We start from the raw sequence: 22,978 nt of genomic DNA, 5'->3' as shown, positions 1-22,978 counted from the left end.
GCCGGCAGGCTGCAAAGCGCGTTAATCAGGCCAGCCGGTCATCCAGGCGGCGATCAGGGCCACGGGTTACTTCACCAGGAACACCAATAATGGGTTGTCATTCAACCTCCCATTGAACACAGGCGCCATATGCTCCAGCGGCGTGCCGCTCAGCAATGCGGTTTGCTTGCGCTCCACAATCACCCAGGCGGGGCGCGGCAGCGTGTCCACCAGCAACGGTTCGTTGCGCCCAATGAACAACGGCTGCTCGTCGTGATCCAGGTTCATGATGTAGCGAATCGCCCAGGTGTCCTTGGCCAGATCCACAAACACCAGGGTCCCCGGCGTATCGGCACGCAGCTTCTCTACCGCACCAACGAAGTTCTTGGTGTCGTATTGCAGGTCCTTGGCCGGTTCCACCACCACGACGAGCACCAGCCATTGGGTGACCAGCGCAATAAGGCTGAGCACCACCAGACGCTGGCCGAGACGGCCCTGCAAACGGTGCCAGGCAATCACCGCTGCCAGTTGCAACACCATCAGCACACCCACCAACGCCGGCACTGAAACGTCCGGCCAGTAACCGTGCTTGTGCCACAGGTGCCGACAGACGAACACCACCACGATGCCCAGCACCGGCAACGCAGCCACCAGCCACTCATAGCCACGACGCACCCCAAGCAGCCAGCCTTGGGCCTGGAGCAGGCCATAGGCGGCTACCGCAGCAAACATCGGGACCATCGGCACGATGTAATAGGCACGCTTGAAGTGCGGGATGGACAAGCCCACCAAAATCATCAGGCCGCAGGCGGCCAGGCGCACCATCAGTTGCACGTCGGCATCTTCGTTACGCATCGACCATTTGTGGCGCAGGGCAATCATCGTTGCCAGTGCCAGCGGCACCACCGGGAAATAGCGGTACAGGCTCAACTTCAGATAGAAGTAAAACGCCTCGCCGGTTTCGTCGAGGCGCCCGGCAAACTGCATCCTGAGCACATCATCGACAAAAGCATCGCCACCACTGATCCGCGCCAGCTTCAATAGCAACCACCAACAGCCGGCCAGCAGGATCAGGCCGATCACGCCATGGGCAATGACCTTTTTCAGCACGCCAATTCGCTCTTGCCGCGTACGAGCGGGGCTCAGCGCCCAGTAGACACACACCACCCCGCACACCTCGATCAGCCCCAGCGGCCCACGAATGGCAAACGCCACCACGAACAACGGAAAGACCGCATATTGGCGCAGCCTCGAACCCATGCGCTCGCCGGTATGCAACAGGTAGAAAGCACCGAGGCACAGCAACGAGACCATCTGGTCCAGGCATACCGAGCGCGACTTCTCCAGCAACTGGGCGGTCAGTGCGGTGAGCAGCACCGTCAGCAGCGCCCACGCCCGGCCGGACGGCACCAGCAAGCGGTAGATCAGCGCCATGACCCCGGCAGACGCCAAGGCGGTGGGCATCACGTTAGCCAGGTCATTGGGCGCGCCGAACAAGCGGGCAAAGAGGTAACTGAGGTAGGTCGCGGTGCCCGGGTAGTCCGGGTAAGGCTCACCGTAGGTGGTAGGAAACAGGCTCGCGCCGTGGCGAAACATCTCTTGCATGAACACGGCCCAGCGGCCGTCGAAGCCTTGTGGCTGCTGGTCCCAGATGCCCAGGGTAAACAGCAGCAAGGCGATAACGAAAATGCCCAGCGATTCCATTCGAAAGCGATTGTGTTGATCCATTATTCAGCCTGTCAGGTGGGGTAAACCGGCCCATGTTGCCGAACCCCACCCTGAATGCCCCCTGAACGGAATCAAACATTCATCCGCCTAACGACGAGCGGGCCAGATCAGCAGCGGAATCAGCCGGATATAGAGTAGCTCTCCCACCAGCTCCACCAGGGTTTGCGTGATCACTGCGGCGGCGGCAAGCCCGCGGATGTCTTCCGGCAATGCCAGCGCCAACGGCAGTACCACCAGGGAATTGCGTGTGGATGCGCTGAAGGTCACCGCCCGCGCAGTAATCGACGGCAGCTTGAACAGGCGCGCAGCCAGCGCGCCCATTACCGGAGCCAGTAACAGGAAGCCGATATACACCGGGATCACCGGCGCCAGCAGGCCGATATCGCGGACCACTGCGGTGATCTGCGAACCGATCACCACCATCAGCACCAGCGCCATGGCGGGTACGGGTAACCAGGCCCAGGCATCGTTCCACGCACTGATGACTGTGGACCGCCGGGACAGGGAAGTCGTCAGCACCGCCAGAATCATGGGTGCAACGATCAGCAGCAGGAAGGCCTCGACAAACGGCCCCACCGCCACCACCACCTGCGACTGCGCGCCCAGGATCAACCCAAGGTACACCGGCAACAGCAGCAGTTGGAGCAGCAACAGGACCGGGGTCGCGGCCAGCATCAACCGCGAGTCACCCTTGCCGATATGAGTGAACACCACCACGTAGTCGATGCATGGCGTCAGCAGCACCAGCAACGCGCCGATCAGAATCGCCGGGTGTTCCACCAGGCCACGGGTCAACGTCCACACCAGCAGCGGGATCAGGATGAAGTTGGCCAACAGCAACGCAACCATGAAGCGTTTGTTGCCCAGGCCCTGGCGCAGGTCCAGAAACGGGATCTGCAGGAACATCGCATACATCAACACGGCGATGGCGGGTGTCACCAGGGTGCCCAGGCCTTGGGCCATGGATGGCGCCAACAGGCCGACAACGGCAGCCAGCAGCACGCTGGCGAAGTAGATCGGGATCTGGTTTTGTTCGAGGGTGTCGCGGGTCATGGGCCGGCTCTGGTGGGCGAAAGGGTCTAAGCCTAGGCACCTGTGCCGCTCAGGTCGAGCCTCAGAAAAATCCCCGGGGTGTTCGTAGCGGAAATTTGTTAATTTCGACTGCTTATAAAACTGCGCACGGGCCGTTGACACCCCATCGAAAGCGCAATGATCGAGCCTGCTCATGAACCTGCCAATCCGACCTCAAGCCGAAGCATTCCGCGAGCCCGCAGCCGATGGGCATTCCATCGGCGGCTTCACGTGGCGCCATCCGCGCACAGACTTTGAACGCCCGGTCGTCATCATCAACGCCGCCACCTCTGTACGCTGCCGTCACTACGCACGGTTTGCCGATTACCTGTTTGCCAATGGCTTCGATGTCATCACCTACGACTACCGCGGCATCGGCGAATCCCGCAGCGGCTCGCTGAAGGGGTTCAAGGCCTCGTGGTCGGATTGGGGCGTGCTGGACTTTGAAGCGATCCTGCAGCGGGCACAGCGGGAGTTTTCCGGGCAGCCGATTGATGTGGTCGGGCACAGTTTTGGCGGATGTGCGGCGGGGCTCGGGGCGTCCGGCGCAGTGATTCGGCGCCTGGTAACGGTAGGCGCGCAGTTTGCCTACTGGCGCGACTACGAGGCGAGCGGGCGCTGGCGGATGTTTGCCAAATGGCATGTGGTGATGCCATTGGTGACTGCGGTTTTTGGCTACTTCCCGGGCAAGCGCATGGGCTGGCTCGAGGATACGCCGGCGGGTGTGGTACGCGACTGGAGCACGCCGACGCCGGGTTATGAACAGCGCCCGAGCGGGCGAGCCTTGGGTGAGTTGCCGTTTTCCCGGGTGAAGGCACAGGTATTGGCCATCAGCATTACCGATGATCCGTTTGGCACGGTGGCGGCAATCGAGCGCCTGCTGGGTTATTTCAAAGGCAGCGAGCGCACGCATCTGCGGATCGCACCTGAAGATATCGGCGAAAAAGAGGTCGGACATTTCGCGTTCTTTCGCAGCCAATATCAGGATCGGTTGTGGCCGATTGCGTTGGCATGGCTACAGCGGGGAGAGCTGGCCCAAGGCACTCCGGGGCGCCAAGTGACGGATCGCACCTAGAAAGCCTTGGGATTTCCCCAGACCTGCGCTTCAATACCCCATTCCCAGATCCTGACACCAAGGACGTGAGCCCATGGCTTCGCCGAACAAACAGCAAAAACGCGCCCACCGGGCAAAAGCCAAGGCCAAGCAGAACCGCACCCAGCGCGCCGTCGCTACCAAGCCGGATGCCTTTGCCGGCGATGACAGCCGTATTGATCTTGAGTCGGTGGACTTGACCGAGCTGTTCCTGGAGATGCGCACCGCTGGCGAAACCAGCCAACAGGCACTGTGTGCGGTGTTCCTGGCGCACCCGCTGTTGGCGGTGGTGCTGGAGCAGGAAGGTGAAGAGGAAGCGACCGACTTTATCCTCGCGGCACTGATCGAGTATCGCCAGTGGGCCACGGATACCGAGGATGAAGCGGCAGCGCTGGCGTGGATTGAATCGCCGGCGTTCCAGGCCGATTACGTCGCGGCGTCACAGGCGCTGACCGCGGCCCAAGACTGACACAGAACGAAATGTGGGAGCCGGGCTTGCCCGCGATGGCGGTGTGTCAGTCACCACATGTGTCGACTGACACACCGCCATCGCGGGCAAGCCCGGCTCCCACCGTTTTTTGCAGTGTTTGGTGAATCGTATTTCAATCCATCAATTCAGCACCGCAGCCCCAACCGTCCGGCCCTTGCGCCGACGCGACACAATCAGCCCCGCCGCAATCACCAGCAAGCTCAGGATCCCGGTGGCCATGATCTCCACCCGATGCGCTTCCTGGAACAGCATGATCGTCAGCACGCCCACGATGAACACGATCACCGCATACGTCAGGCCCGGGAACAACCACATCTTGAAGGCAATCTTCTCGCCCGCTTCCGTGCGCTTCTGGCGCATGCGCAGTTGCGACACCGCGATCACCAGGTACACCAGCAGCGCGATGGCGCCGGAGCTGGCCAGCAGGAATTCAAACACCGCCGCCGGGGCCACGTAGTTGGCGAACACCGCCAGGAAAGCCGCGCCGGTAGACAGCAACACTGCCCAGTAAGGCGTGCCGCTCTTGTTGGTGACCTTGGACACCGCCGGTGCATCACCGCGACGGCCCAGGGAGAACATCATGCGTGAAGCGGTGTACAGCGCCGAGTTCAGGCAGCTGGTCACGGCCACCAACACCACCAGGTCAACGATCAGCTTGGCATTCGGGATGCCCATGCGTTCCAGCACCGTCTGGTAGGAACCGACCGCTGCCAGCGCAGGATCATTCCATGGCACCAGGGCCACGACGATGAAGATCGACACCAGGTAGAACAAGCCAATCCGCCAGATCACCGAGTTGGTGGCCTTGGAAATCTGCTGGCCAGGGTTCTTCGATTCAGCGGCGGCGATGGTCACGATCTCGGTACCCATGAACGAGAACATGGTGGTCAGGATCGCTGCCAACACTGCGCCCATGCCGTTAGGCAGGAAGCCTTGGGTGTCGAACAGGTGCGAAACGCCGCTGACCTGGCTGCCCGGCAGGAAGCCGAAGATTGCCAGGATGCCGAGGATCACAAAGCCAATGATCGCCACCACTTTGATCAACGCAAACCAGAACTCGAACTCGCCGTAGTTCTTCACGCTGAACAGGTTGGTCGCGGTCAGCAGCAAGGTGATGATCAGGGTGAAGGCCCAGATCGCCACGCTGGGGAACCAGGCGTGGAGGATGGTCGCGGCGGCGTTGGCTTCCAGCGGAATCACCAGCACCCAGAACCACCAGTACAGCCAGCCGATGGTGAAACCGGCCCAGTGACCAATCGCACGGTCGGCATAAGTCGAGAACGAACCCGTGTCCGGCGATGCCACGGCCATCTCGGCCAGCATGCGCATGACCAACACCACCAGCGTACCGGCGGCGGCATAAGCCAGCAGCACGGCCGGGCCTGCTGCCGCAATCGCGTGGCCGGAGCCGACAAACAACCCGGCACCGATAACGCCGGCAATCGACAGCATGGTGACGTGACGCGGTTTGAGCCCCTGTTCGAGGTCATTGGAGCTTTGCGTACTACTCATTGACACACCTTTACGAGGAATTGCGAATACGGTCCACCCGGCCTGACGTCTTTCTCGTGAAAAGAAACCAACGGGGCGTTCTTTATTTTTTACGCAAGATTTGCGCCAAAATGTTACAGATCCGCGATTGACGCGGCCTGTAGGGAAACTCAACAGCTCTCGTAAGTCACTGACACTAATGGCATTCCGCTATAGCGTTACTGTGCGACTCACTTGAAGTACGAACGGACGCACCAAAAACACACACAAATTGTGCGTGACGCTCCATTAAAGGGCTGATAGGGACCGTTCGCCGGTTTAACCCTTCCAACACCCGGCCAAAGCTGGCACCATCGCGCCCTTTTTTACGCGAAGCCTGTAGGCATCCGGGTTCAAACGGCTGTTCGGTTGTTGATGGCGCGACACACTGCTGTGCCGATGCGACACCCTGCCGCAGACCGTCTGTTTACCGCCTGCAGGGCTGTTGGCTGTCATCCAAACGCTATGCTAGCTTGGCGCCTCGCCAGGAAGGCGGGCCAACAGCAGGAGCGCAATGAACACAATGAGGACCGCACATGGCTGAGGCCACGCCCGCGCTTGAAATCCGCAACTTGCATAAACGCTATGGTGAGCTTGAGGTGCTTAAAGGTATCTCGCTGACCGCCCGCGACGGCGATGTGATCTCGATCCTGGGTTCCTCCGGTTCCGGCAAGTCCACGTTCCTGCGCTGCATCAACCTCCTGGAAAACCCACATCAGGGGCAAATCCTGGTGGCTGGCGAAGAGCTCAAGCTCAAGGCCGCAAAAAACGGTGAGCTGGTAGCCGCCGACGGCAAACAGATCAACCGCCTGCGCAGCGAAATCGGTTTTGTGTTTCAAAACTTTAACCTGTGGCCGCACATGAGCGTCCTCGACAACATCATCGAGGCCCCGCGCCGCGTGCTCGGCCAGAGCAAGGCCGAAGCCATCGAAACCGCCGAAGCCTTGCTGGCCAAGGTCGGCATCAGTGACAAGCGCCATGCCTACCCCGCGCAACTGTCCGGCGGCCAGCAGCAACGCGCCGCGATCGCCCGCACCCTGGCCATGCAGCCCAAAGTCATCCTGTTCGACGAGCCGACATCGGCCCTTGACCCGGAAATGGTTCAGGAAGTACTTAATGTGATCCGCGCCCTGGCCGAAGAAGGCCGCACCATGCTGCTGGTCACCCATGAAATGGGCTTCGCCCGTCAGGTGTCCAGTGAAGTGGTGTTCCTGCACCAGGGCCTGGTCGAAGAGCAAGGATCGCCACAGCAGGTATTTGAAAACCCACTTTCGGCGCGCTGCAAACAATTCATGTCCAGCAACCGCTAACGGAGCAACATGCATGCAGAACTATAAAAAATTCCTCCTGGCTGCCGCCGTTTCGATGGCGTTCAGCGCCACGGCGATGGCCGAGACCTTGAAAATGGGGATCGAAGCGGCCTACCCGCCGTTCAACAATAAAGATGCCAGCGGCAACGTCGTCGGCTTCGACAAAGACATCGGCGACGCCCTGTGCGCCAAGATGAAAGTCGAGAAATGCGAAGTGTATGTCTCGGACTGGGACGGCATCATCCCGGCCCTGAACGCCAAGAAGTTCGACTTCCTGGTCTCCTCGCTGTCCATCACCGATGAACGCAAGCAGGCCGTCGACTTTACCGACCCGTACTACTCCAACAAGCTGCAGTTCATCGCGCCCAAAGCCAACAAGGACTTCAAGACCGACGCGGACTACCTGAAGGGCAAGATCATCGGTGCACAGCGCGCGACGCTGGCCGGTACCTACCTGGAAGACAAGCTGCCGGACACTACCGCCAAGCTCTACGACACTCAGGAAAACGCCTACCTCGACCTGACTTCCGGCCGCCTGGACGGGATGCTCGCCGACAAGTACGTGCAGTACGAGTGGCTGAAAAGCAAAGACGGCTCCGCCTTCGAATTCAAGGGCGACCCTGTGGTTGAGAGCGACAAGATCGGTATCGCCGTACGTAAAGGCGACCCACTGCGTGAGCGCTTGAACAAAGCCCTGGCTGAAATCAAAGCCGACGGCACCTACAAAAAGATCAACGACAAGTACTTCCCTTTCAGTATCGAGTGATCCTGAATGGCCTGCCCGGCGCGCTCGCTTGAGTACGCCGGTCCTGAGCTTTGCCTTGCGAAACGACTAAACCATGAATTTCGACCTCTACGGATTCGGCCCGGCGCTTGCCGCTGGTGCGCTGATGACCGTCAAGCTGGCGCTCACCGCCCTGTGCCTCGGGCTGGTGCTCGGCCTGGCCGGTGCCCTGGCCAAGACTTCCCCGTACAAGCCGCTGCAATGGCTTGGCGGCGCCTACTCCACCCTGGTTCGCGGCATCCCGGAACTGCTGTGGGTACTGCTGATTTACTTCGGTACGGTCAACCTGATGCGCTCCCTCGGGGAGTATTTCGGCAACCCCGACCTGTCCCTCAGTGCGTTTGCCGCCGGTGTTATCGCCCTCGGCCTGTGCTTTGGCGCCTATGCCACGGAAGTGTTCCGCGGCGCGATCCTGGCCATTCCCAAGGGCCACCGTGAAGCCGGTGTCGCGCTGGGCCTGTCGAAGTTCCGGATCTTCACCCGGTTGATCATGCCGCAGATGTGGCGCATCGCCCTGCCCGGCCTGGGCAACCTGTTCATGATTTTGATGAAGGACACCGCGCTGGTGTCAGTGATCGGCCTGGAAGAAATCATGCGCCACGCGCAGATCGGCGTGACCGTCACCAAGCAGCCCTTCACCTTCTTTATGGTCGCGGCCTTCATGTACCTGGGCCTCACCGTCCTGGCGATGACCGGCATGCACTTCCTGGAAAAACGTGCCGCGCGCGGCTTTGCGAGGAGCACGCAATGAGTGGCGACTACAGCTGGCTGTCGCATTTCGACCTGGGCCTGAACTGGGCCGTCATCATCAAGTGGCTGCCCCGGTTGGCCCAGGGCGCGACCCTGACCCTGGAACTGGTGGCCATCGCCGTGATCGCCGGCCTGCTGCTGGCAATCCCGTTGGGCATCGCGCGCTCGTCACGCCTGTGGTACGTGCGCACCCTGCCCTACTGCTACATCTTTTTCTTCCGAGGCACGCCGCTGCTGGTGCAGCTGTTCCTGGTGTATTACGGCCTGGCGCAGTTCGATGCCGTGCGTGAAAGCTTCATGTGGCCGTACCTGCGGGATCCGTTCTGGTGCGCCACCGCCACCATGACCCTGCACACGGCCGCCTACATCGCCGAGATCCTGCGCGGCGCTATCCAGGCCATCCCGCCGGGTGAAATCGAAGCGGCGCGGGCGCTGGGCATGTCCAAGCCCAAGGCGCTGTTCTACATCATCCTGCCCCGTGCAGCGCGCATCGGCCTGCCGGCCTACAGCAACGAAGTGATCCTGATGCTCAAGGCCAGCGCCTTGGCCAGTACGGTGACCTTGCTGGAACTGACCGGCATGGCCCGCACGATCATTGCCCGCACCTACCTGCCGGTGGAGATCTTCTTCGCTGCGGGATTGTTCTACCTGCTGATGTCCTACGTCCTGGTGCGCTTCTTCAAGCTGCTGGAGCGCTGGTTGCGGGTCGATGCCTGCCAGGGCCGCTGACGCCGTGCTGACGGGTGAGCAACTGCTCGCCCGCTTCCAGGCGCTGGATGCGTTCCTCACCGAACATCAAGGGCTATGGCGACCACGGCCCTTTACCCACCTGCAATTGCCCTGGGAAACCCAGCATCCCGAGCTGGCCCACTGGCTGCGCCAGCGCTCGCTGGCCGAGGCGGAAAGCAGCCATAACCAACCTCACGACCTACAGGCGCCTGTACCGTTTCCCGCGCTGGCGGCCCAGTCGCTGAACCTCAGCGCTGTGGATAACTTACCGTCCACCGCACTACCGGCCGCTCACCACCGCCTGAACGTCGATGTACCCGGTCGTAAATGGCAGCAGATAGAAGCCTTCGGCGCCGCCCTGCAATTCTCTAAAACACCCCAGCACTGGCTCGACTGGTGCGCAGGCAAAGGCCACCTCGGCCGTCGCCTGCTGCAACCCGGGCAGCAACTGACGTGCCTGGAATACGACCCGGCCCTGATTGCTTCAGGGCGAGCCCTCAGCGAACACCATCATTTGCCCGTCACCCATCGCCTGCAAGACGTGATGGCCGACGTGCAGATCAACCGTGACCAAACCCCAGTGGCCCTGCACGCGTGCGGCGACCTGCATGTGCGCCTGCTCCAGCTGGCCAGCGCCGCCGGCTGCCAGCAACTGGCCGTGGCGCCCTGCTGCTACAACCGCATCCGCGCCGAGGCATATCAGCCGCTGTCGATTGCGGCCCAGGCTTCATCACTGCGGTTATCAGTGGAAGACCTCGGCCTGCCGCTGAGCGAAACCGTCACCGCAGGCGCGCGCGTACGCCAGCAGCGAGATACATCGATGGCCAGGCGTTTGGGTTTTGATGTGCTGCAACGGCACCTGCGCGGTAGTGACGAATACCTGCCCACTCCGTCCCTGCCGGCGAGCTGGCTGGCCAAGTCGTTCGCCGACTATTGCCGCGAACTGGCTGCACTCAAGGGATTATCCACAGGTGAACAGGATTGGTCGGCACTGGAGGCCCAAGGCTGGCAGCGCCTGGCCCACGTGCGAAACCTGGAATTAGTGCGTGGTCTGTTTCGGCGCCCGCTGGAAATGTGGCTGGTGCTGGACCGGGCATTGTTTCTCGAAGAAAACGATTACAGGGTTCAAGTCGGCAGCTTCTGCGAAGCACCGCTCACCCCGCGCAACCTGATGCTGCTCGCCGAGCTCAATTAAAGGGCATTTTGTCGCAGCATGCCCTGTGGATAAGTCTGTTGATGGAATTCTGGCAGAGGCTTTGCCCGCAAGCTTTACAGGGCAAAATGCTGACTGGTCATTTTTTGTTCAAAAAATAAAACGCACGCAAAACAGGCAGTTGCGGCGTGTTGAGAACCGCTCCGCAAAATTGCGGTTTCATGACATGTCAAACCAACCGATTGTGCATAAGCATCTGGCGTCAGCGGCATAACCCGGTCTTTTCAGCGGGTAATCAACAGGCGGCAAAGCTCGTTGATATCGTCACAGGCCATGCTTGCGGCGTCGCCATCCAGCGGGTCGCTGCCGAAAGCCAGAGCCTCGCTGATCGCCGAATCCCGGTGCACCACTTCCAGCAGGTTTTCACCCAGGCGCTTCTTGAACACCTCGACCATGTCGAGGCTGAAGCCGGAAGACTCGTCGAGTTGGTTGATCACGAAGTGGCACCGCATCGCCGGCTGACGATCAACGTGTGGCGCCAGCAACTGCTCCATCTGCTCCAGAGTGCCGAGGGAGGCCGCATCCGCCTGGGCGATGACCAGCACCACATCGGCCACATTCAGTGCCTGATGCAGGTAGACATTGTTGCCCGCCGGGGTGTCGATGATGACTGTATCCTGCTCGCTCAGACCGAGGGCCGAGAGGTGCTGCGCCAACCACTGCGGTTCCTGCTTGAGCCACCGCTGCAGGTCTTCCTGTTGGCGAATATCGGTTTCGCCAAAAGTGATCACCTGGCAACCGGCGAAGCCCGAATGAAGGATCTGGCTCCAGCGCTCGTTCTGCAGGCTGGTGCGCCCGATGCCGGGCAAGCTGTGGCTCAGGCCAAAGTGGTGATAGAGGGCATTTTGCGGGTCCAGGTCCAGCGCCACCACCGGCCGCCCCAGGCGCTGTAAACCGCTGCTCAGCGCCGTGGCCAGGGTGCTGCGGCCGACGCCGCCATTGACCGACACCAGCGCCACCACATTCGCACGAACGGTCGCGGCTTCGCGGGACTGCTCGTTGGCACAGGGGGAATGCCGGGAGAACGACGCGCCGCTGCCCATGTTAAGACTGGCGCTGTCGTCGATGGGCATGTCTTCGAAGAATTGCAGCATCGAATCCATTCCCTGGACATCATTGGCAGTTGTCTTATTAAACAACTCAAAAAGTTCATCAGTACGGCTCATCGCCAACACTCCATCACGACGCATCGTAAAGACGTGAAAGGTCAGCTGTACTGATGCTTACCGCAGGTCTTTTTGTGGGCGCCTTTGTGTACGCATTCTGTGACAAAGGAATGAAAGTGTCATTATTTTGGTGTTTCTGAACAAATCTTTAAGACGAACGGTAAAAAGTCAATTAAATGACTAACCGTTGCCGGATCGCGAAACGTCTGAAATGCCTCTAATGGCTGCGCTCGTGTAACAAGCTGTATGAAACCCACCTCCTATACATACCGAGGCAAAACCCAGAGGTGCGTGACACAGGCCGGATACCTCCCAGGCGCTCAATAGGCTCCAACGCAACACACCTTATTGAACCTCAGAGGACACCACCATGAACCGGAACACCTTCATTGCCAGCTGCCTGTTTGCCTTGCTCAACATCGCCGCCTTTTCGGCCCAGGCCGAAGCCAGCCCCAAACTGGATATTCAGCAAGTGCTGTCGACCGTGGACAATGGCGGCGCGGCGTGCGGCGTGGTGAATGCGCGGATGACGTACCTGGATTCCCATGGGCAGAAGCAGGTGTTTGAGTACATGAAGTTTGCGGATTCGTGTAACCAAGGCAGCTGATCGATACACATTCTTTTACGGGCTGACCCTTGATGGCCTTCGGGCTGAGGAAGCCATCCTCAGTGGTCAAAATGAGCTGGATGCAAGAAAACCTCTGTGCCTGCAAAAATAGTCAGAATTCAGGGGTTTACAGAAGCTTGCCAATCGCTATAATCGTCGCCCTAACACGCCGGTATAGCTCAGTTGGTAGAGCAACTGACTTGTAATCAGTAGGTCCCGGGTTCGACTCCTGGTGCCGGCACCATACAAAACGAAGCCCTCGCAGAAATGTGAGGGCTTTGTTGTTTCTGGGGTGTCCCTACCACAGATCCTGATCTGGCAGCCTCACTACTTTCCTGCTGATCACCTACCTGCTCCCCTCTGCAATCCTTTCGAAACCCCACCTTCTGTAACCACGCTCGCATCGATCTTTGCATGCAAAATTTTGGGTTGAGACGGAACAGCGCAGAGCGATAAATAAATCCGTCCCCTTTACGCTAGTCCCCTTTACGCTCCCTGAATCGACGCGCTATTACTATTTGCTGACCATGCAATTACTCACTCATCGCTTAGGAAAACCCTGGCAGTTCTGCCGCTAGACGAAGGTCAGAAAGCGGCCAGAAGCCGTCAGTGGACACCATACTGGCAAAACGATAGCCTACAGCTAGAAATGCTCGAAAAGGATCGAGTCGCCTATGGCGCATTAGGATGCGACATAGCATGTCGCCTAATATAAGTTAGGGTACGTCAATACAGTACATGGATGAAACATGATCGATCTCGGAGCCACAGATTTTTATATTGACGTACCGAGCCTGCCACGGCATGAGTTCGAAAAATATTCGACTAAGTTGTTCGATGAGTGGGAGGCATATGTAGAACAAGTATTAAAAATCCCAGATTATGCACTTGCGCTTGAAGTTGAAGAGGGCTCAATAAAAGGTGGGGCTAAAATTGCAGCAGCTCTTTACGCACTTTATATGGGCATAGGCCAATATGGCTCGTTCATATCGGGAGTTCAAACAATACAAGGCCAAATAAGCTCAATAGGCGATTTTCTGGCTACTCACGCGACTACGCCTTTCTCGTACAATGAAGTCAAACCAAGAATCAAAAAAAATAGTGGTTCTTTAGGCGAGTTACAACGATTATTTTTTAAAGTTCAGCAAGGAAAAATTACGGCTGAGCAAGCAATGCTTGAGGCTGAAGTCATCTTCGGCGACGAAGCGAAATCCGAGCCAGATTTCATGAATGAAATGAAAAAATCATTTGAAAAAACACCTCTACTAGCAAAGCAATTAAAGTTACCTCTAAACACTTTTGAGCAAGACGTGTTTCTACAAATCAGCAATAAAAAACGTCTGCCGCGCTCACCGCGCCCTAAGCCAGAACCACCTATTGGCCAACAATTTCGCGTAGAGGTTTGGCGCGACTCAAAAAAAGAAAAAAGAAAGGTACGTGTAATACAATTATGAAACGTCAGGCACCCTAAAAACTGATTAAGCTCGGTAGTAAAGCGCTCTGTACCGAAAAACCGATTTCAACTAAGCACTCCAACAGGTCAGACAGTACTTTTGAGCAAAAAACTAATGTAGTTATAATAATTATAATCCAGCCATCGCAAACTTAACTGACAAAAGAGAAAGCTATGCTGAATCAGAATTTCTCACCTGACAACCTCAAAAAATTCCTCCACAGCAAACGTGATCAGCGGAAATTAAAAAAGCAAAATTCTTTCGAAGACGAACAGAAAATCTTGACCGATCTGAGCTATGCGGTGGATAGTCGAGACTTTAAATTTGAAAGTATCACCGAGTCCGAAATAAAAAATAAATCGATAGTACGTATCAAAAACTTAAAAGAAACGCTAATTCTAAGAAAACTCAACGACAATCTGAAGCGTATTTATGGTGCAAAACAATCGAACCGCAGAGAGATCACTAAGCAAGTTTACATATTACTCCAAGAAATAAACCCCTTATACATTATACGACTAGACATCAAAAGTTTTTATGAAAGCATAAATTTAGAAACCGTGCTTGAGCCAATTTTCGAAGAAACACTTTTATCACCAACATCGAAGAAAATATTAAGAGCGATTCAAAATCACCCCTCAGTCCCTTCCCACATCCCCAGAGGACTAAACATAAGCTCTACCTTAACAGAAATACATATGCGCGAATTTGATAGTGCAGTCAGAAGTCTCAGTGGTGTTTATTACTACGCTAGATATGTAGATGACATCATTATATTCTCGTATAAAGACATAGTAACCGGAGGCGAGCAACAGATTCAAAAAACTCTTCCTGTCGGGCTTAAAACTCACAATAAAAAAAGCAAATATCACCCTATTATTTGCAGGTGCATTCTAAACTGCGCATGCAATAATAATTGCAAGTGCAGGGCGTTTTGCGCATGCGAGCCGGAAGCACAAAAAAATATAACCTTGGATTATCTAGGGTATAACTTCACTTTTTCCGACATTCCAAAAAATCCAAAGAAAGAAGATAAGAAAAAACCAAAAAAAATCACTATCTCTTTAGCAGAAAGAAAAATAAATCGAATTAAGACAAGAACAATTTTAGCGCTACTCGATCATTGCAAGACACCTAACTTTCAACTATTGAAAGACAGAATTCATTTTTTAACTGGAAACTGTGAATTTAGCATTAAGGGCGACTTCAAAATTCGAAGTGGGATATATTACAACTATCCACTTTTAAGCATAGATGACCCAGCGTTGTTGGAACTTACAAACTTCTTCAGGAAAGCAATCCACAGCAAAAGTGGCTCATTAGGGAGAGCATTATCCAAATCCATATCTAGTGCTGAGCGCTCTCAGCTAGGGCGACTTTCATTTCGGTCTGGATTCAAAAACAAAATCACCTATAAAGTTGGCGAAGAAAAGCTTAATGCCATAAAGGAGTGCTGGAAAAATGCCTAAATCCAGGATCAACAAGGGAGACTTTAGTAGAGTCTTGCTAACTGAAACCACTCCCTATGAAGTTCCCGTAATATTTAACAACGAGGGGTTTTATGAACATATAAAGACTGAAGATTTGCATACAACAAACCTACTTACTTCGATAAGAGGTAATAACTGGAAGATCCCCCTCCCCTACAAAATAAAAAAGGATACACTTGGAGCTCGCAGTCTCAGCCTTCCTCACCCGACATCGCAACTGGACTACATAGACTTTTACAAAGACTACGACGTCTTGATTACTTCCCTTTGTTCTAGGAGCAAGATTTCCCTTAGAGCTCCAGTGAAGATCGCTGGTTTTTTCTACGACATCGAAACCGCACAAAAAGATGTAGACATCAATCCGGAAGCGAAGGAAATAAATGATGGCTATGATAGTTTAAACATACCTCATGCGAGTTCCTATTTCGCATACAACAAATACAACTTCTTGTATAAATTTTACGAATCTTACGAATATCATAGAATCGAGAAAAAATTTAACTTCTTAATGAGGTTTGATATCTCAAAGTGTTTTGACTCAATCTACACTCACTCAATAGCCTGGGCGGTTAAAAACAAGAGCTTCGCCAAAGATAACCATAACGGAGTGTCTTTTGAAAACAAATTTGACGAAATTATCAGGAATTCCAATCACGGAGAAACAAATGGAATAATTATCGGCCCCGAAACCTCAAGAATATTCTCCGAAATAATACTACAGCGCATTGACATAGATACTATATCCAACCTAAAACAAGATGGTTTGGATTTGGGACGTGACTACACTGTCAAGAGATACGTTGACGATTATTTTGTTTTTTCGAAGAAGGAAGAGACCTGCAAGAAAATCTTCAAAAAATTCAAAGAGAACCTAGAGTCCTACAAGCTGCACATCAATGAAAGCAAAACTAATACATACACCACACCATTCATGACATCTCTGACTATCGCAAAAAGCGAAACAAGATCGTTCATAAACAATTTCATTGATCAGCATATAATAAAATCAGAAGAAGAAAAACACACCGTTATCTGTAAAGGCTCGCCATCAAAAAAAGCCAACCGCTTAATCCAAGAGTTCAAGCAAATATTATTTTCCAATGCAACTGATTACTCCGGTGTAGCAGGCATTGCTCTAAGTCGAATCTGCAAAAAAGTGAATAAGATAAAAAGCATAGCTTCCGCTGGCGATACTGATCGGGAAAGCATATTCAATCTGATATACATCCTTCTTGAACTCTGCTTTTTTATTCTTTCTATGACGCCAAGGGTCAGGGTAACTTATCTTGTAATTCAAATATCAGCAATCTGCCTTGACCTATCTAAAAATCTTTCGTACGACCACGAAAACAACATAAAGAAAAAAATACTAGACGAAAGCATTTTGTTTTTGGATTTGATGATTTATGACGAAAAAGATGATTGCAAAGTTGAGTCTTTAAACATAATTACGCTTCTATCCACGTTAGGGTATGAATATTTATTAGCGCCTCAGAAGTTAAAATCCTTATATGACAAAATAAGTTCTACACATAATTTTTGTTATTTCGAAACCGTCACATTTTTGCATTACATCAAGAACAACCCTCAATACAAAGTCCTCAAAGAAGAAATCTTAGAAAAAATTGAAGCTACAATAATGCGTGACCGCCGAGCCATCGAATCGAATACGATTCATTTGCTACTGGACTGCATGTCATGCCCGTACATTTTGGACAACTTTAAGAAAAAATTACTTTTAGTCGTCTTAGAGCAGTACGACATCCCCAACAAGAATAAAATAAATGATTTTCTAAAATCACTCTCCAAAATCTGGTTTACTAACTGGGATAATAAAATCGATCTGCAGAGAGCTATCGACAAAAAAGGATTGAAATTCACTTACTGATTCAAGTAGAATCCAAGGGCCTGAGAAGAGTGCCACTCAATACGGGATAATGAGGCAAGAAATTGCGTTTACACAGAGTCTTGAGCAATTAATTTTGCACACACACATAGCCTCCTCAAGCAAAAGTTGACTGCGGCCAGTTTGGCCGCAGCCAACTTATTATAATCATAAGGTTGATTCTTCATAGAAAAATATTCTCCCTAAGAACTACTCTAAGCAGTTTTTCCTCATATCTGAGACTCCTAATTATTACCAGCCCCATCCCTGCGCTGTTCCGTCTCAACCCAAAATTTCGCATGCAAAGATCGATGCGATCGTGGTTACAGAAGGTGAGGTTTCGAAAGGATTGCAGAGGGGCGTGGGAGCAGGTAGGTGATCAGCAGGAAAGTAGTGAGGCTGCCGGATCAGGATCTGCGGTAGGGACACCCCAGAAACAACAAAGCCCTCACATTTCTGCGAGGGCTTCGTTTTATATGGTGCCGGCACCAGGAGTCGAACCCGGGACCTACTGATTACAAGTCAGTTGCTCCCCTGAACTCCCATCACTCTGCCCAGTTGCACCCAATCCACCACCACGCTACCCTCCTCCGGTCGCTGCCAATTCAGCGACCGGGCCTGATAACCCGGCAAGATGCAGGCGCAACAGCGCCCCACAACCACGATGTGCAGGCGTTTTTTTTACGCCCACCATTTCGTGCAATGGCGGCTGTGCGTGGGAGACCTTCGGGTCTGCCGGGTTCCTGTATCTCCGGTTTATCAGCCTGCGCACAGCTGCCACCCATTCGCCTGATAACGAACGTGGTAGCTCTCACTTGATATGGGAGTTTTACCGATGAGCGCTCCAAATCCGTCTGGCTTCACTACCCTCGGCGTTACCCCTTTCTCGTTTCACTCTGATCAGCCTTTGTTCCGCGTTAACAGCGGGGTTTCCCTGCGGGAAGCGCTGTCTCACGTTTCCGATTTGCTGCATGTGGCCAAGCTGCTGGCAGAGGATGCGGCGATGATTCGGGATACGGACCGATACGCCTGGGCTTCGCACTATCTGCAGGAGATGAGCAAGGCGGTGATTGATGATGTGGTGAAGGTGTTAGAGTCGCCGGGCAATAATCTGTAGGTGTGTCAGGTTGTGAGTGTGTTGGCTGGGCCATCGCCATCGCGGGCAAGCCCGGCTCCCACATTTGATCGTTGTTGTTTGTTCTAGAGTGTCTGGCTTGAAGCCGTCACCCACAAAAACGCCCCGAACCATCCCGGTTCGGGGCGTTTTTTATTCAGCCGTATCGCTTAGTGCCCAGCACTCTGCCCACCGTCCACATGCAGAATTTCCCCGGTCACAAACCCAGCCGATTCCAGGTACACAATCGCCTGCGCAATATCCCGCGCCTCTCCCATATGCCCAACCGGATGCAGGCTACCCAACGCCGCATGCGTCTCTTCGCCATGCATCGGCGTCTTGATAATCCCGGGGCTCACCGCATTCACTCGAATCCCGCGCTTGGCGTATTCAATCGCCAGGGATTTGGTCGCCGAGTTGAGTCCGCCTTTGGTCAGCGAAGCCAGCACCGATGGCACGCCATCAATCGCGTGGTCCACCAAACTGGTGGTGATGTTGACGATGTGCCCGGCGCCCTGTTTCAGCATCTCGGTAATCGCCAGTTGGGTGATGTAGAAGAACCCGTTGAGGTTCACGGCCAGGACGCTCACGTAGTCTTCGTGGGTGTAGCTGGTGAAGGGTTTGGCGACGAAGATCCCGGCGTTGTTGATCAGGCTGTCGATGCGGCCAAAACGCGCCACGCCTTCGCGGATGACGCGCTCGGCGGTGGCCGGGTCGGCGATGTCGCCCGCCACGGTGAGGATGTCCGGATCTGTCGACGGTTTGATCGACCGGGAGGTGGCAACCACGCGGTAATCCAGCTCGCGGTAAGCCTTGACCGCCGCCGCGCCGAGGCCTTGGGATGCGCCGGTGATCACAACGACTTTTTTCGAATTGCTCATGATGAAACCTCTATATAGAAAAGGGGATGATTCAAGCAGCCGCGGCGGACATTTCCCGCAGCATCTGTTCGTAATCACTGACGGATTGCGACCCGGAGACCAACTGGCGGCCGTTGAGGACCATGGCCGGCACGGAGTTGATGCCGCGCTCGCGGTAGAACGCTTCAAGCTCGCGCACTTCATTGGCATAAGCGGCAGAGCCCAACACCGTTCGTGCGCCTTCGATCTCCAGCCCGGCTTCGGCGGCTAAACGAGCCAGGGTTTCGTGGTCGCTGACGTTCTGGCCATCGCTGAAAAACCCGCGCAGCAGCGCCTTTTTCAGCTCGATCTGCCGCCCTTGCTGCAACGCCCACAGCAACAGCCGATGCGCGTCGAAGGTGTTGTAGAAGTGGCTGCGTTTTTCCAGGTCGAAGCTGAAACCGATGGCCGCGCCCCGCTCCATCAACATCCTTTTGCCGCTGGCAACTTCTTCAGCGCTGCGCCCGTACTTACGCATCATGTGGACGACGGCGTTTTCGCCTTCGGCCGGCATGTCGGGGTTGAGTTCGAAGGGTTTGAAGGTGAGTTCAACCTTCACTTCGCCCGCCAGGTTGTCGATGGCTTGTTCCAGGGCAGTGGCGCCCAGGGCGCACCACGGGCAGACCACGTCGGAGATGAAGTCGATGGTGACGGGCGTGCTCATGACGGATTTTCCGCGAGCTGCTTGCGGTACTGGGTGGTGGTGATGCCGGCGTAGCCCCAGTTATCGGTGTCGACTTCTTCGATGACGATGTGGGTCAGGTCGGGGCGTTTGTTAAGGACGCGTTCGAGGGTTTCGGTGATTTCGGCAATGACCTGGGCTTTCTGCTCCGAGGTGACGCCGTCGCGGGTGATACGTACGCTGACAAATGGCATGGCAAGGCTCCAGTGACGTGCCCATCGGTGTGGTGGGCAGGCAGTGAGGCCAATTTATGAGGTTGCTTGAAGTGGATAAAGGTGGGGCGGAGTACTTCATTAGTGATGCGGTGTAATCAATAGCCCGGATCGCAGGCATAAAAAAACCCCGAACCAGTCGGGGTTTTTTATCGCCTTGAATCAGGCGCGACGCCGAATCAATTAGAAAACGTTGATCGGGTAGTCGGCGTACAGACGCACTTCATTACCACCCACGTTGTAGTTGCTGGCGTTGTTGGAAACGCGCAACCACGACGCACGGGCACGCAGGCTCAGGTCTTTCGCCGGGCCGCTCTGTACCACGTATTTGAACTGGTTGAAGATCTCACGCTCGGTGCCACTGCCGCGGTTGGAACCGTCGTCAATGTTGGTGCCGCGCACGTAAGCGATGTTGTAGGTCAGGCCAGGCACGCCGAAGGCGCTGAAGTCCAGGCCGTAGCCTGCTTGCCAGGAGCGCTCGTCCTTGCCGTTGAAGTCAGACCAGTAGGAGTTGGCCAGCAGGATGGTGTTGCCACCGTCGCCGATGCCGCCTGCGTTGCGGTAGCCGCCGTACAGGTAACCGGTGTCACCGGTGCTGCGCTGGTGAGCCACGGTGAAGCTGTGCGGGCCAACGGCCCAGGTGGCGCCCAGGCTCCAGATTTTGTTGTCGCGAGCGTCGGCGTCACCTTGGTTTTCCAGGGCGAAGCTACGGTCCAGCTTGGTTTTGTAGCCGTTGAAGTCGAAGGTCAACGATTGCTTCTCTGGCAGTGCCAGCACGTAGTTGACGTTGACGTATTGCTTCTTCAGCACGTCCTGCATGTTGGAAGCGTAGAGCGCTGCCGACAGGCTTTCGGTGAATTTGTAGCTACCACCGATGTAGTCGATGCTTTTCAGCGCGCCACTGTCGGAACCCTCGGCGCTCTTGCGAGCTTCCTTGGTGAAGTGACCAGCGTCCAGTTGCAGGCCGGCGATTTCTTTGGAGACGATCGAGGTACCGGTATAGGTTTCGGACAACAGGCGGGAGTTGTCGTATTCCAGGACCGGCACGGCTGGCATCTGATCACCGTACTTGATCACGGTGTTGGAGATGCGTGCCTTGACGGCAGCGCCGCCCTTGGCCAGGTCGTTGGCTGCTTCGCCGCTGTCGCCTTGCTTGAAGAAGTCGATACCGCCAGCGCCGCTGCGACCTTTACCACCATCCAGGCGAATGGCGTATTGGCCGATCACGTCCACACCCACACCGACGGTGCCTTGGGTGAAGCCGGACTCGAACTTGCCGATGAAGCCCTGGCCCCATTCAGCTTTGTCTTGCTTGCCGTTTTTGTAGTCGCGGCTGATGTACGCGTTGCGTGCCGCGATGTTCAGGTGGCTGTCTTCAACAAAACCCTTCGATTGGGATTGGTCGTCAGCCATTGCTTGCGTAGCGCTCAAAATCCCCAGAGCGATCAGCCCCATCCGTTGCTTCAACATTTTCTTATATTCCTTATTACTGGTTGAGTACGCGCTGTGACACCAGGCTCCGTGTCGCTTTTCTGGTGTCGACTTTTCCCAGATAAAAAAAGGCCCGCGGACGACTCAAAATGCCGCGGGCCTTTTTTTATTGGAGAAGTCATGGCGGTTAGCCACAGGCGTTGGGGCGAATCCTATCCGCGCCCTTTACCGTGTGTCAATTTCGTGAATCTTCTGTATTTAGGCTAAAAAAGTCTAAGAAACATTAAATAGCCATCATCGCGCAAGGCTCTATCAAGCGCTTCTTGGATCTTCACACCCCTGCACGCCACACATTGGTGCACTCGATTGGGTGGGTTGAGTCGAAATTGCGACTCTTTGTCTCAGCCATTCAGAAAAGGCTTCAGGCTTGCCCAGCCAAGGGCTGATGTCGAGCAATTGCAACTGGCCATTCTGCTCCAAGGCCAACGTGGGAAAGCCCTGGCCGCCGATTTTTGCCAGCCATTGGCGGCTGTCATTGATGTGCGCTTGAGTTTCAGCACCCAGGATTTCATTGAAGGCGGCGTTGAAGGCCCGAGGATCCAAACCGATGGATTCGGCCAGGGTCAGCAGCACGTCGTGATCGGCGATTCGGCGACCTTCGACGTAGTGGGCCGTTTGCAAACGTGCCAGCAGTTCAAGGCCTCGACCGGCGATTTTTTCTGCGGCCAGCACGGCGCTGATCGGCGGGGCGGAGTCGAACACCGCGTCGTGGTCCCGCAGCAGGCCTTCGAAATACGCCTCGCCAAACGGTTGCCCGGTGTACTCGGCGATGCGCCGGTCATGGGGCATGACGTAGTCACGCAACTGTGGCGATACGGATTGGCGATTGGCGCCGGTCATCATGCCGCCGCCGTGCAACTGGATCGGTAACACGCTACGGGCAGCGTTCAGCAGCGGCTCGGCGCCGTAACACCAACCGCACAGCGGGTCGTAAATGTAGTGAAGCGTGGCTGCCGACATGACGGGCTCCGATGGACGTTGATGCCCGCCAGATTAGTCTCACGCACAGTTAGGAAAAACCCTGGATTGGCTTTCAGACTGTTTCGAGAATCGGTCGAATATCCCTGTCCTCTTCAGTCTTGCATCAACTCACACAACGCCTGCACTTCATCCTCGCTGAACAACCCCACCGGGTACCGTTCGCTCATCACCCGGCGCGGGTCGGGCGTCCTGATCTGCCTCGAACCGTTTTCCTTCAACCAGAGCGCCAGCGCATGAATCGCGTCACCGTTCACCCGCAAAGGGTGGAACGTGCGCGTGTACATCAGGTTGATATCGGCATTCATTTCAGCGCTCTCTCC

Annotated in this window: 22 protein-coding genes and 1 tRNA gene; 13 read left to right on the top strand and 10 right to left on the bottom strand. The window is 55.3% G+C overall.

Annotated features, from left to right (window positions below; translation table 11 throughout):
- Positions 1-66 precede the first annotated feature (66 nt).
- The gene (locus LIY45_RS14370; RefSeq protein WP_226476722.1) at positions 67-1,707 is read right to left on the bottom strand and encodes a hypothetical protein; all 1,641 of its coding nucleotides are present in this window, start codon (positions 1,705-1,707) and stop codon (positions 67-69) included.
- 87 nt (positions 1,708-1,794) lie between these two features.
- Positions 1,795-2,760: an arsenic resistance protein gene (locus LIY45_RS14365; RefSeq protein WP_226476721.1), complete on the bottom strand. Its 966-nt coding sequence runs from the start codon at positions 2,758-2,760 to the stop codon at positions 1,795-1,797.
- Positions 2,761-2,932: 172 nt separating this feature from the next.
- Between LIY45_RS14365 and LIY45_RS14360 the strand changes: the two genes are divergently transcribed.
- Positions 2,933-3,853 carry an alpha/beta fold hydrolase gene (locus tag LIY45_RS14360; protein ID WP_226476720.1) on the top strand — a complete coding sequence of 307 codons (921 nt, stop codon included), beginning with the start codon at positions 2,933-2,935 and terminating at the stop codon, positions 3,851-3,853.
- A gap of 73 nt (positions 3,854-3,926) precedes the next feature.
- The gene (locus LIY45_RS14355; protein ID WP_226476719.1) at positions 3,927-4,340 is read left to right on the top strand and encodes a hypothetical protein; all 414 of its coding nucleotides are present in this window, start codon (positions 3,927-3,929) and stop codon (positions 4,338-4,340) included.
- Positions 4,341-4,481: 141 nt separating this feature from the next.
- On the opposite strand, the gene gabP is transcribed toward LIY45_RS14355, so the two are convergent.
- A complete protein-coding gene (gene gabP, locus LIY45_RS14350) occupies positions 4,482-5,873 on the bottom strand; it encodes a GABA permease (RefSeq protein WP_226476718.1) in 1,392 nt (463 codons plus the stop codon).
- A 554-nt stretch (positions 5,874-6,427) separates the two neighbouring features.
- Between gabP and LIY45_RS14345 the strand changes: the two genes are divergently transcribed.
- The 5 genes from LIY45_RS14345 (at position 6,428) to LIY45_RS14325 (ending at position 10,659) form a co-directional block, all read left to right on the top strand.
- Complete coding sequence (locus LIY45_RS14345; protein ID WP_226476717.1) at positions 6,428-7,201, top strand: ABC transporter ATP-binding protein; 774 nt, start codon at positions 6,428-6,430, stop codon at positions 7,199-7,201.
- Positions 7,202-7,214: 13 nt separating this feature from the next.
- Entirely contained in the window at positions 7,215-7,967 is a 753-nt protein-coding gene (locus LIY45_RS14340; RefSeq protein WP_226476716.1) for an ABC transporter substrate-binding protein, read from the top strand.
- A 73-nt stretch (positions 7,968-8,040) separates the two neighbouring features.
- Complete coding sequence (locus tag LIY45_RS14335; protein WP_093202781.1) at positions 8,041-8,736, top strand: ABC transporter permease; 696 nt, start codon at positions 8,041-8,043, stop codon at positions 8,734-8,736.
- 38 nt (positions 8,737-8,774) lie between these two features.
- Positions 8,775-9,464 carry an ABC transporter permease gene (locus LIY45_RS14330; RefSeq protein WP_026078053.1) on the top strand — a complete coding sequence of 230 codons (690 nt, stop codon included), beginning with the start codon at positions 8,775-8,777 and terminating at the stop codon, positions 9,462-9,464.
- Entirely contained in the window at positions 9,445-10,659 is a 1,215-nt protein-coding gene (locus LIY45_RS14325; RefSeq protein WP_226476715.1) for a methyltransferase, read from the top strand. The genes LIY45_RS14330 and LIY45_RS14325 overlap by 20 nt, the downstream gene beginning before the upstream one ends.
- Before the next feature lie 242 nt (positions 10,660-10,901).
- Here the strand turns inward: LIY45_RS14325 and bcsQ are convergent, their stop codons facing one another.
- On the bottom strand, positions 10,902-11,843 hold the full coding sequence (gene bcsQ / locus LIY45_RS14320) for a cellulose biosynthesis protein BcsQ (RefSeq protein WP_226476714.1): 942 nt from the start codon (positions 11,841-11,843) through the stop codon (positions 10,902-10,904).
- Between the two features lie 370 nt (positions 11,844-12,213).
- Between bcsQ and LIY45_RS14315 the strand changes: the two genes are divergently transcribed.
- The 6 genes from LIY45_RS14315 (at position 12,214) to LIY45_RS14290 (ending at position 18,396) form a co-directional block, all read left to right on the top strand.
- The gene (locus tag LIY45_RS14315) at positions 12,214-12,450 is read left to right on the top strand and encodes a DUF2790 domain-containing protein (RefSeq protein WP_226476713.1); all 237 of its coding nucleotides are present in this window, start codon (positions 12,214-12,216) and stop codon (positions 12,448-12,450) included.
- A gap of 168 nt (positions 12,451-12,618) precedes the next feature.
- Positions 12,619-12,694 (top strand) — tRNA-Thr (locus tag LIY45_RS14310).
- A gap of 505 nt (positions 12,695-13,199) precedes the next feature.
- Positions 13,200-13,904: a hypothetical protein gene (locus LIY45_RS14305; protein ID WP_226476712.1), complete on the top strand. Its 705-nt coding sequence runs from the start codon at positions 13,200-13,202 to the stop codon at positions 13,902-13,904.
- 173 nt (positions 13,905-14,077) lie between these two features.
- Positions 14,078-15,373, top strand: a complete 1,296-nt coding sequence (gene drt3a / locus LIY45_RS14300) for an antiviral reverse transcriptase Drt3a (RefSeq protein WP_226476711.1) — start codon at positions 14,078-14,080, stop codon at positions 15,371-15,373.
- Positions 15,366-17,282: an antiviral reverse transcriptase Drt3b gene (gene drt3b, locus LIY45_RS14295; RefSeq protein WP_226476710.1), complete on the top strand. Its 1,917-nt coding sequence runs from the start codon at positions 15,366-15,368 to the stop codon at positions 17,280-17,282. Before drt3a ends, drt3b begins: the two co-directional genes overlap by 8 nt.
- 832 nt (positions 17,283-18,114) lie before the next feature.
- Positions 18,115-18,396: a DUF3077 domain-containing protein gene (locus tag LIY45_RS14290; RefSeq protein ID WP_178912698.1), complete on the top strand. Its 282-nt coding sequence runs from the start codon at positions 18,115-18,117 to the stop codon at positions 18,394-18,396.
- A gap of 167 nt (positions 18,397-18,563) precedes the next feature.
- On the opposite strand, the gene LIY45_RS14285 is transcribed toward LIY45_RS14290, so the two are convergent.
- The 6 genes from LIY45_RS14285 to LIY45_RS14260 all read right to left on the bottom strand — a co-directional run bounded on the left by LIY45_RS14285 (position 18,564) and on the right by LIY45_RS14260 (position 22,963).
- A complete protein-coding gene (locus LIY45_RS14285) occupies positions 18,564-19,274 on the bottom strand; it encodes an SDR family oxidoreductase (protein WP_226476709.1) in 711 nt (236 codons plus the stop codon).
- A gap of 31 nt (positions 19,275-19,305) precedes the next feature.
- A complete protein-coding gene (locus LIY45_RS14280; protein ID WP_226476708.1) occupies positions 19,306-19,956 on the bottom strand; it encodes a DsbA family oxidoreductase in 651 nt (216 codons plus the stop codon).
- Complete coding sequence (locus LIY45_RS14275) at positions 19,953-20,168, bottom strand: 4-oxalocrotonate tautomerase family protein (RefSeq protein WP_003218111.1); 216 nt, start codon at positions 20,166-20,168, stop codon at positions 19,953-19,955. Before LIY45_RS14275 ends, LIY45_RS14280 begins: the two co-directional genes overlap by 4 nt.
- A gap of 201 nt (positions 20,169-20,369) precedes the next feature.
- Complete coding sequence (locus LIY45_RS14270) at positions 20,370-21,656, bottom strand: OprD family porin (RefSeq protein ID WP_226476707.1); 1,287 nt, start codon at positions 21,654-21,656, stop codon at positions 20,370-20,372.
- A 273-nt stretch (positions 21,657-21,929) separates the two neighbouring features.
- Positions 21,930-22,637, bottom strand: coding sequence for a DsbA family protein (locus LIY45_RS14265; RefSeq protein WP_226476706.1), 708 nt, complete (start codon positions 22,635-22,637; stop codon positions 21,930-21,932).
- A gap of 113 nt (positions 22,638-22,750) precedes the next feature.
- On the bottom strand, positions 22,751-22,963 hold the full coding sequence (locus tag LIY45_RS14260; protein WP_017478139.1) for a hypothetical protein: 213 nt from the start codon (positions 22,961-22,963) through the stop codon (positions 22,751-22,753).
- Positions 22,964-22,978: the final 15 nt, after the last annotated feature.

Source organism: Pseudomonas sp. MWU16-30323 (assembly GCF_020515595.1).
In the GTDB taxonomy this organism is placed as follows: domain Bacteria; phylum Pseudomonadota; class Gammaproteobacteria; order Pseudomonadales; family Pseudomonadaceae; genus Aquipseudomonas; species Aquipseudomonas yamanorum.
Note: the sequence above shows the minus strand (reverse complement) of the source record. Positions and strands in the feature narration are given on the sequence as shown.